Raw genomic sequence first — 8,206 nt, 5'->3', positions numbered from 1 at the left:
ATTAAAGGACATTTTGCGAGTTTAAAAAGGACATTTTGCGAGTTTGTAAGGTCAAATTGCGAATAATTAAAGGACATTTTGCGAGTTTAAAAAGGACATTTTGCGAGTTTGTAAGGTCAAACATTTTTATTGACCTTGATTAATAGAGTTTACTTTGAGATAATGAAAAAAACGTTATATGAGGTCAGAAGATGAATAATGATAATAGATATGTCACAAAGTATCAAAATGATATGAATTTAGTACCTTTAAAAGATTTTAACGCTATTGAAATAGATTTATTTTTTGCTATCTGTACAAAAATGAAAGATAAAGGAACACGAAAAGTAAGATATGATTTTCATGATTTAAAATCTCTTAGCAATTATCATGTAAACAATGCACAGGAGCGATTTATTAACGATTTAGAGCATGTTTATAAGAAAATGCAAACATTGAGATACACAAAGACAGAAAATAAAAGACGAGAATACTTTATATTGTTTCCGCATTTTGTCATTGATGAGAATGAAAAATACGTTGAGATCAGTTTAAATAAAGATTTAGAACATATCTTGAATAATCTTACAGGCAACTTTACACGCTTTGAATTGAAAGAATTAACTAATATTAAAACAAGTTATGCTAAAAATATGTTTAGATTACTGAAACAATTTAGAGGTACAGGACTATTTAAGATTTCTATTGAAGATTTTAGAGAGCGTTTAGATATACCTAAAAGTTATCAAATGAGTGATATTGATAAACGAGTATTAAAATACATTGAGCGTGATTTATCTGAAAGCTTCAGTAATTTAAAAATAGAAAAAGTTAAAAAAGGGCGTAAAGTTGTTGGACTAGAATTTACATTCAATAAAGAGGATCACAAACAGAAAAAGAAAAAAGAAATTGAAGTTATTGAACAATTGACACAAGAGAAAAGTAAGGAAATGTGGGGCTTTTAATATAATCATCGGCACTTAACAATTAATTTTGTTGAGTGTTTTTTATTTTCAAAAGCAATATTTTATTTAGATCAAGTAGACATTTTTAAAAAAAGTGTCTCTTTTGTTGTCAGTATACAATACAATATGATGAAGTCATCTCCTCTTCAAGCAAAATAATTTTCTAAAAGTATCGCATATATTTATTATGTAAACTTTTAACGTAATGACTTGTATTAGAAAATTAGTTACTAAAAAATAAAAACAAGATATTATTAAGTTACCTCTTCTACTCAAAGCCTTGTTACTTCTGATTTGCAATAATACATAGTCAATCCCAAACTAGCGTCAAAAATATAGGGGCAGTCCCAAACTAGTGTCAATCAATAATTCGATTTTTCCCTAAAAATTTCCTTAGAAATCGTCGATATTTCATGATTTGCTCCTATAGTGTCACACATAATATACGTCAAGTTCAATATTAATTATTCAGTATTATTAAAGTACAGTTTTAAAAATAATTGCGCAACGAAGTGAGCACACGGTGTTGAAATCAAGGAACGAAACGAAGTGAAGTGGATGTTTTAACACCGAATAATCTTATTAAAAAATAGAAAGGAAGATGATTGTTATAAATTCATCGGCTAGAGAAGTATCATATATTAAAGAAATTAGAGCGACAGATTTAGACACAGGTGAAATTAATCCAAGAAATATTAAAATCGAAGCAATCAAAGGAACATACACGTTAAGTAAATATGACAATCTTACACACAAAGAACGGAACCCAGACGGAATAACTTTTTTCAATTTAAAATCATACCATGAAGCAGATATTCAGAAAAAATTTAATCTCAATATGATTGAATTAGGACGTCTAATGATGTTATTTACATATGCAAGTTATCATAACAATAGTAATCGAATGTACTTACAGTTAGATAATTGTAGACCGCTTCAATACAAAGATTTTAGTAAGATTTTAAAATTATCTAGCAGAACAACTAAAAGTACGATTAATAAATACATAAATCAGAAAATATTATTTTTTGATAAAAAGAAAAGTCAGTATTATTTCACAGACAAATACATAATTCGCGGATCGATAGACACACGTACCAAACGAAAAAAAGAAGTAGGGCTATATCGTTTCTACAATAAATCTATCAGAGAAATCTATTACGCATTGAATGACATATCTATAAGCAAAGTGAAACTGTTGGGGCTATTAATGTGTATCACGCCCTACATTAGATTGATTGATAAGATAGCAATAGAATACAATCGTTCAGCGAGTAACAACATGCTTGTCCTATCTGAATATGATGAAGTGAATGAACGATATGAAGCGATTAGTCAGAAGATGTTAGCAGAAAGATTACATATTTCAGAAAATTCATTAGTTACATATTTTAAAGAATTGAACGAAATAGCAAAACAGACTACAGGCAAACACTTAATTTATAAATATAATGAATCGCTACAAGCGTACGGTCAGCGATATAAATATACAAATGAAGCTATTGTAATCAATCCAAAATACACGTATTCAAGTGATGAACAATCTAGCAGATACAGAAATTTAGTAAGTGCAATCGAAAAGGCAGAGGGCAACATATTAGAATTTAAACAAAATAACGAAGAAAATGAGGAATTGAATTAAATATGACACAATTACTAACACAAGAGCAATTACAAAAAAGATTAAATTTATTATTAGCATTGGATCATGCTAGAAAAGTAGAAGAAAGTAAGCAGAAAATATTTTATGCTTCAGTTCACGGGGACATCTATAGTCAGCATAAAAAAACTAAACAAGTACACTTATTAAAGTCAACAATCAGCAATAGAGGTTACTATCGTGTGCATATCAAAGGTAAAAATAAACGCGTTCAAAGACTTGTAGCAAAAGCGTACCTAGAAGATTACGCAGAACATCTACAAGTAAATCACATAGATGGTAATAAATTGAATAATCGTTTGGATAACTTAGAAATGTGTACAAATGCAGATAATCATAAACACAGAAAAATTAAAAATCATGATGATGTTAAAGTTATAGTAAGTATTCAACAGTTAAATAACCTTGAATTGTATTTAGATACTGATGATTATGAAGTTACTACAATGATGTTGAGCGACTATGGAAACATGATACTTGAGAAAATGCCAATTTTACATAAGTAACAACCATATAAATAAATACATAAGTTCGTGCTAATTACATAATATAAAAGCCCCTTTTGACCTTTGCCATGTCATTGGGGCTTTCTCCTTTTAATTAATAAAACTCATGAAATTCATCTTCTAAACCTTTAGATTTAATAAACTTCTCCATGTCTTCCTTATCAGATTGAAGTTGGTCATATTCTCTTTTCAACTCATTAAAATCATATTCAATACCTACAAATTTATCGTAAATTTCATGCAGTTCTTTCTTTAAATCTTCTTTAGTGTTAGTGTTCATAGTCATATTGATAATTCCCCTTTAAATTTATATTTATTTTTGTGGTGCATTGGTGCTACAGATAAGATTTTCAGCGTGTTTGTGAGTGATTATGCATGATGATTAATTTCAAGTGCTTAAAATCGTAATGTCAGACGGTTATTAAACTAATTCAGCACGTTTTTTAATTGAATAGACTGTTTGTCGTGTAATTCCATTTTCTTTAGCGATTTTAGAAATAGCTTCATTGTTACGCAACTGATTAATAACGTTTTGATAGACAATTCTTTTCTTTGGATCACGTGCATTAGAAGAATATTCAAAAGGCTTACCTTTATAAGCACTAGGATTTTTAGCTTTGGTGTTTGCTATTCCCTGAGCCTGACGTCTTTTGCTTTCAGCCCGTTCTTGCTCACTAATCATAGCTAATATTTGTATGATTAAGTCTTTCATAAACTTGTCTAGCAACTCATTACCTATCATTTCTTGCATGATTGGAAGTGAGGTGATGATTAATTTAACTTTCTTTTCTTTTAGCTTATTGATAGTTTTAATTACATCTTCGTAATTTCTACCAAAGCGATCCAAAGCCTCAATTACGATAGTATCTTTTTCACGTACAAATGAAAGCATGTTATTAAATTCAGTTCTATCTTTAATAGTTGCACCACTCATTTTTTCAACAAAGATTTTTTCACAACCATTTTCTTTTAATACTTCAATTTGTCTATCTAAGTTTTGACTTGTTGATGATACACGGGCATAACCAACTTTCATGTGATCCACCTCATTTATTAATATATTTATATCATACACCCTAATCATACACTTGTAAAGCATTAATCTCGTATAAATTTAATGTATGAAATTGGTGTACCCTTATCATACATTTTAATAATATTATTTATAAACATTTATATCTGTTAAAATATAGGTGAATAAATAAAATTAGAAAGGATGGAAAATTATGAAAAGAGAATTTAATACAATGACTTACGGTACTTTACCACTACAATTGGATATTAAAAAAGGAATATTTTTAAATAAAGGTGTACCTGTAAAAGCAGTGCTTGATTTAGAAACAGGTGAAGTAACGTTTAAAGTTTCTGATAAAGATTTAGAAGAAGTTAGAAAATTATCTGAGAAAGAATAATATTTTAAAAGAGTATTCATAATTAAATGAGTACTCTTTTAAAATATTATTAAATAAGCCACTAAAACTATATTTATAAGTAACATAATTGACATTGTGTTACATTCCCCCGACTAATTCAGCATAAAAGATAAAGATTTTAAATAGATAGCAATAGCACATCATCTAATAGAAAAATTCGTAAAATTAGATAAAAATAAAAAAGTCAATCACAATGGATCAGCTTCAATAATTAAAACTAAAAATTCATAATATTGTCACTGAAAATACATTGACATTAATTACCTTTAAAATGCATATATTTACAATTATTGATTTTACAAGTTTTCACAAATTTTCAATTTATTTAGATTAAATATCAAACTATTAATTTACTAGTATTTACCGCAATTCCATTTTTAGTATTTAAGTCTTAAAATGGAATTGCACCAAAAAATTTATTATTGGGAGATGTTGAAAATATGAAAAATAATTCGTTCACTAAAGTTATTTTAGCAAGTACAATGATTGCCACAGGAATAGGATCATTTTCTGCTCCAAAACAAATTGAAGCCGCTACTTCACCTACTCAAAATGCTAATGAAGTGACACCAACACAACAAGATATATTAAAATACGATAAATATGTTTCTGAGGATACTGTTAATAATAAATTCTTTATTAATAGTAATGGTGATGAATTAAATACTTTTGAAAAACAAAAATTACAATCTTTTTTAGATTATGCAAATAATCAATTAGCAGTAAGCAAATTAAAAGTTGGTATTAATATTATTTCTGAACCAACAGTAACAAATGATAACATAAACAATAATCAGACTTCACCTTTTGTAAATAGAGCTGTTAAATACAAAAATGGTGTTACAAAGGTTGATTTTAATTGGGGATATGTTAGAGTTTATCTAAGTCGTGATACTCTTCAATATATTAGTGGTGGTATTGCAATTGGTGGTATTTGGTTTCCAGAGCCTTTTGTATCAAAAGTTATTTCAACACTTGGGGTAGCGAGTGGTCTTGCAGCAAAAGGTGGAATTAGATTTGATATAAAAGTAACTGATTTACCAAAATTAACTCGTGGTATCCCTGCGTTTTCTAATGTTCATTGGCAATAATTAACAATAATAATTAAAGATTTCAGGTGATTAATTTATGAAAAACAATTCTTTAATTCCAAAAATTATATCAACAATCTTGATAATAATTGCTTTTTATTTGTTTATTAATGAGCATATCAATCCTGTTGTATTTTTAATGATTTCTATTTTCAGTATATTTTTAGATAATATTGTTGCCATTTTTAAAAAAATACGTAAATAAGAAGAAGACTGATTAATTTCAGTCTTTTTTATCTTTTAAACAATCGACTTAAAAATGATTGTGATTGTTTGTTATTTCTATCTTCTCTTAAGTCCCTATAAAAATTATCGACTTTATTATCTCTATTACTTCTATCAGCTTCAGCTTTAACAGGTACATCTGTAGTATCTTGTTTTGTATCTTCTTTGACTTCCTGTAATTCTATTTCAAGAGCCTTTATTTTATCGTTGGATTGCAATTGTAGCGACTGTTGTTGACTTAATAAGCGTTGTTGTTCATCAAGTGTATTGTTTAACTGTTTAATCTGTTCATCTTTTACTTTTAACTGTTCAAGTAGCACATCAACAAGATTAGCTTGAGGATCAGCAGTAGAAACATCTTGATTAGTATCTATGTGAACACGTTCAGCACTTTTATTAATATTGTCGCTTACATCTTTCTTATTCTTATTAATACGTTGTGTTATTGCTTCAGCTTCAGCATGAGTTAAATAAGATACGTTCTCTATCTTCTGTGCCTCAATATCTAACTTGTTGCAATGATAGAAGATAGTTTGTTTAGCAACGTTTAATTTATTAGCTAATGAAACAACTGTTATTAAATCATCTGTATTCATTATGACACCCTTTCACATCTCTATGACGTTATATAACGCATTATATCATATCTTATAACGTTACATTATGATGATTGTATAACAGACTATTTCACTTGATATTAAAGAGTTTATTTATCATATATCACAACTATATCACGTTATATAACATCATATAACGCATTATATAACGTGATAATGTAACGATTGTATGACGACTGATGAAGCACAAGACAACTAAAGAGCAACAAGCGTAAGCAGTAGTAAAGTATCACATGCATATAAAAGACGTGTATTCAATGAGTACTATGTGTAAATAAAGCTAATAATTGATTGAGTACATGAAGAAGTGATTAAACAGATTAATTAATAGTTAAATATATCAGCACAGAGTAAAGCACATTAAGAATGGATCACAAAGATAAATAAATCATTAAGCATATTAAATAAATTGATAGCATATAAGCGATTTAGAGAGCTATAGAGCGACTGTAAGAGTCAAAGCCTTACAATGTGTCTAATTAGATAGAGAAGTCGCAAATAGCCCATGATTTTGCAAGAATACGATATAAATTTTCCTAGTGATAAAATATCTGTTTTATTTTAGTTTTCTTAAAATTTATCCCTTAAAAATTCGGGTTTTTATTTTTCATATTTTCGATTTTGAATTTCAATTTTTGATTTTCTAATATTTTTAACAGATTCCAATGGAAAAGGGGCTATTTAGTTAAGAATTTTAAACAGTTAAGAAAATATTTACTGTCATGCAAATTATTATTAAATTATGAATTTTCTGAATATTTAACTGTATTAAATCACTAGAAATCAGTAACTTTAGATACAGGAAATATTTCCCAAAGTCTAAGATTTTAGTAATAATTTAATTTTACACACGTCAAAAACCTTTGTAAAACCCCACTTCTTATCGTTTCATAGTGAAATAGATTATCTAAAAATAGGGCTAAAATCAGCAGAAATTAAGAAATGTACTAAATAATCAGTAGTTTATTAAATGTGATGAGATAGAGCAATTTCAAGTGATTTATTCATGATTTACACTATCAGCATTAATAAATAGACTACAGTCATCTACAGACATAGCATTTATTTGAATATAGAGCGTCATAGAGCGTCGATAATAATTAATGTGATACAAAAGTCGTGATTGATTAAACTGTTTAATATGAGCTAAATATGAGCAAATGAAGCGGATTACAGGGGGATTGATTAGACTTTTATAGATGGATCAGAAAGATTGAATGAGTTTTTGCAAAAATAATCGGGGGCTAGTATTAGATTGAAAGTGTTGTAATGTAGTGATTTTGCATACATCAGTTGTGTGAGCGTACGCACTTTATTTATTGTATAATCAAATTAAAAAAAGAGGTGTCGCAAATGTTAGATAGAAAAACTTTGAAAATAATGTACACAGTTTTATTAATAATCGCTACAATATGTTTACTCTTCTCATTCATTGTAGATACAAATTTAATATTAAAAATAGCTAATGTGATTGTGATTACAACCGCTATTAAAAATCTGAAAGAGTTGAAAGAATTTAAAAGTACTCAATGATGAGTGCTTTTTTATTTTGTAAATTTAATTAAACGACATTTTGCGAATAGAAAATATTGTCATAAGTAAAAAATGTGGATAACTTTAAATGATTATTGATGTCCTTTTAAATAAATACTTTTAAATATTCTTTTAAAAACTTTTTAAAAACCTTTTAGGGTGCTGGTACTATTAGAGCCACAAGCGATACAAGAACT

General features: G+C 27.9%; 8 protein-coding genes. 5 read left to right on the top strand and 3 right to left on the bottom strand.

Going from position 1 to position 8,206, the window contains the following annotated elements:
- The first annotated feature begins 191 nt into the window (after window positions 1–191).
- From ACMGE6_RS12495 to ACMGE6_RS12485, 3 genes are all read left to right on the top strand, one after another.
- A complete protein-coding gene (locus ACMGE6_RS12495; RefSeq protein ID WP_414054871.1) occupies window positions 192–944 on the top strand; it encodes a replication initiation protein in 753 nt (250 codons plus the stop codon).
- 601 nt (window positions 945–1,545) lie between these two features.
- Window positions 1,546–2,586 carry a hypothetical protein gene (locus tag ACMGE6_RS12490; protein ID WP_414054870.1) on the top strand — a complete coding sequence of 347 codons (1,041 nt, stop codon included), beginning with the start codon at window positions 1,546–1,548 and terminating at the stop codon, window positions 2,584–2,586.
- 2 nt (window positions 2,587–2,588) lie between these two features.
- The gene (locus ACMGE6_RS12485) at window positions 2,589–3,110 is read left to right on the top strand and encodes an HNH endonuclease (protein WP_414054869.1); all 522 of its coding nucleotides are present in this window, start codon (window positions 2,589–2,591) and stop codon (window positions 3,108–3,110) included.
- 94 nt (window positions 3,111–3,204) lie between these two features.
- On the opposite strand, the gene ACMGE6_RS12480 is transcribed toward ACMGE6_RS12485, so the two are convergent.
- Entirely contained in the window at window positions 3,205–3,396 is a 192-nt protein-coding gene (locus ACMGE6_RS12480; RefSeq protein WP_414054868.1) for a hypothetical protein, read from the bottom strand.
- Between the two features lie 135 nt (window positions 3,397–3,531).
- A complete protein-coding gene (locus ACMGE6_RS12475; RefSeq protein WP_414054875.1) occupies window positions 3,532–4,146 on the bottom strand; it encodes a recombinase family protein in 615 nt (204 codons plus the stop codon).
- A 190-nt stretch (window positions 4,147–4,336) separates the two neighbouring features.
- Between ACMGE6_RS12475 and ACMGE6_RS12470 the strand changes: the two genes are divergently transcribed.
- Window positions 4,337–4,522 (top strand): hypothetical protein, encoded by a 186-nt coding sequence (locus tag ACMGE6_RS12470; RefSeq protein WP_414054874.1) that lies wholly within the window; start codon window positions 4,337–4,339, stop codon window positions 4,520–4,522.
- Between the two features lie 461 nt (window positions 4,523–4,983).
- Window positions 4,984–5,634, top strand: a complete 651-nt coding sequence (locus ACMGE6_RS12465; RefSeq protein WP_414054873.1) for a hypothetical protein — start codon at window positions 4,984–4,986, stop codon at window positions 5,632–5,634.
- Window positions 5,635–5,867: 233 nt separating this feature from the next.
- Here ACMGE6_RS12465 and ACMGE6_RS12460 read toward each other — a convergent pair whose 3' ends face one another.
- Window positions 5,868–6,455, bottom strand: a complete 588-nt coding sequence (locus ACMGE6_RS12460) for a hypothetical protein (protein ID WP_414054872.1) — start codon at window positions 6,453–6,455, stop codon at window positions 5,868–5,870.
- Window positions 6,456–8,206: the final 1,751 nt, after the last annotated feature.

It is taken from the genome of Macrococcus equi (genome assembly GCF_047426745.1).
In the GTDB taxonomy this organism is placed as follows: domain Bacteria; phylum Bacillota; class Bacilli; order Staphylococcales; family Staphylococcaceae; genus Macrococcoides; species Macrococcoides equi.
Note: the sequence above shows the minus strand (reverse complement) of the source record. Positions and strands in the feature narration are given on the sequence as shown.

Bases quoted from the DNA above. Each gene is read 5' to 3' on its own strand.
- ACMGE6_RS12495 (WP_414054871.1), top strand. From the start codon at position 192: ATGAATAATGATAATAGATATGTCACAAAGTATCAAAATGATATGAAT.
- ACMGE6_RS12490 (WP_414054870.1), top strand. From the start codon at position 1,546: ATGATTGTTATAAATTCATCGGCTAGAGAAGTATCATATATTAAAGAA.
- ACMGE6_RS12485 (WP_414054869.1), top strand. From the start codon at position 2,589: ATGACACAATTACTAACACAAGAGCAATTACAAAAAAGATTAAATTTA.
- ACMGE6_RS12480 (WP_414054868.1), bottom strand. From the start codon at position 3,396: ATGACTATGAACACTAACACTAAAGAAGATTTAAAGAAAGAACTGCAT.
- ACMGE6_RS12475 (WP_414054875.1), bottom strand. From the start codon at position 4,146: ATGAAAGTTGGTTATGCCCGTGTATCATCAACAAGTCAAAACTTAGAT.
- ACMGE6_RS12470 (WP_414054874.1), top strand. From the start codon at position 4,337: ATGAAAAGAGAATTTAATACAATGACTTACGGTACTTTACCACTACAA.
- ACMGE6_RS12465 (WP_414054873.1), top strand. From the start codon at position 4,984: ATGAAAAATAATTCGTTCACTAAAGTTATTTTAGCAAGTACAATGATT.
- ACMGE6_RS12460 (WP_414054872.1), bottom strand. From the start codon at position 6,455: ATGAATACAGATGATTTAATAACAGTTGTTTCATTAGCTAATAAATTA.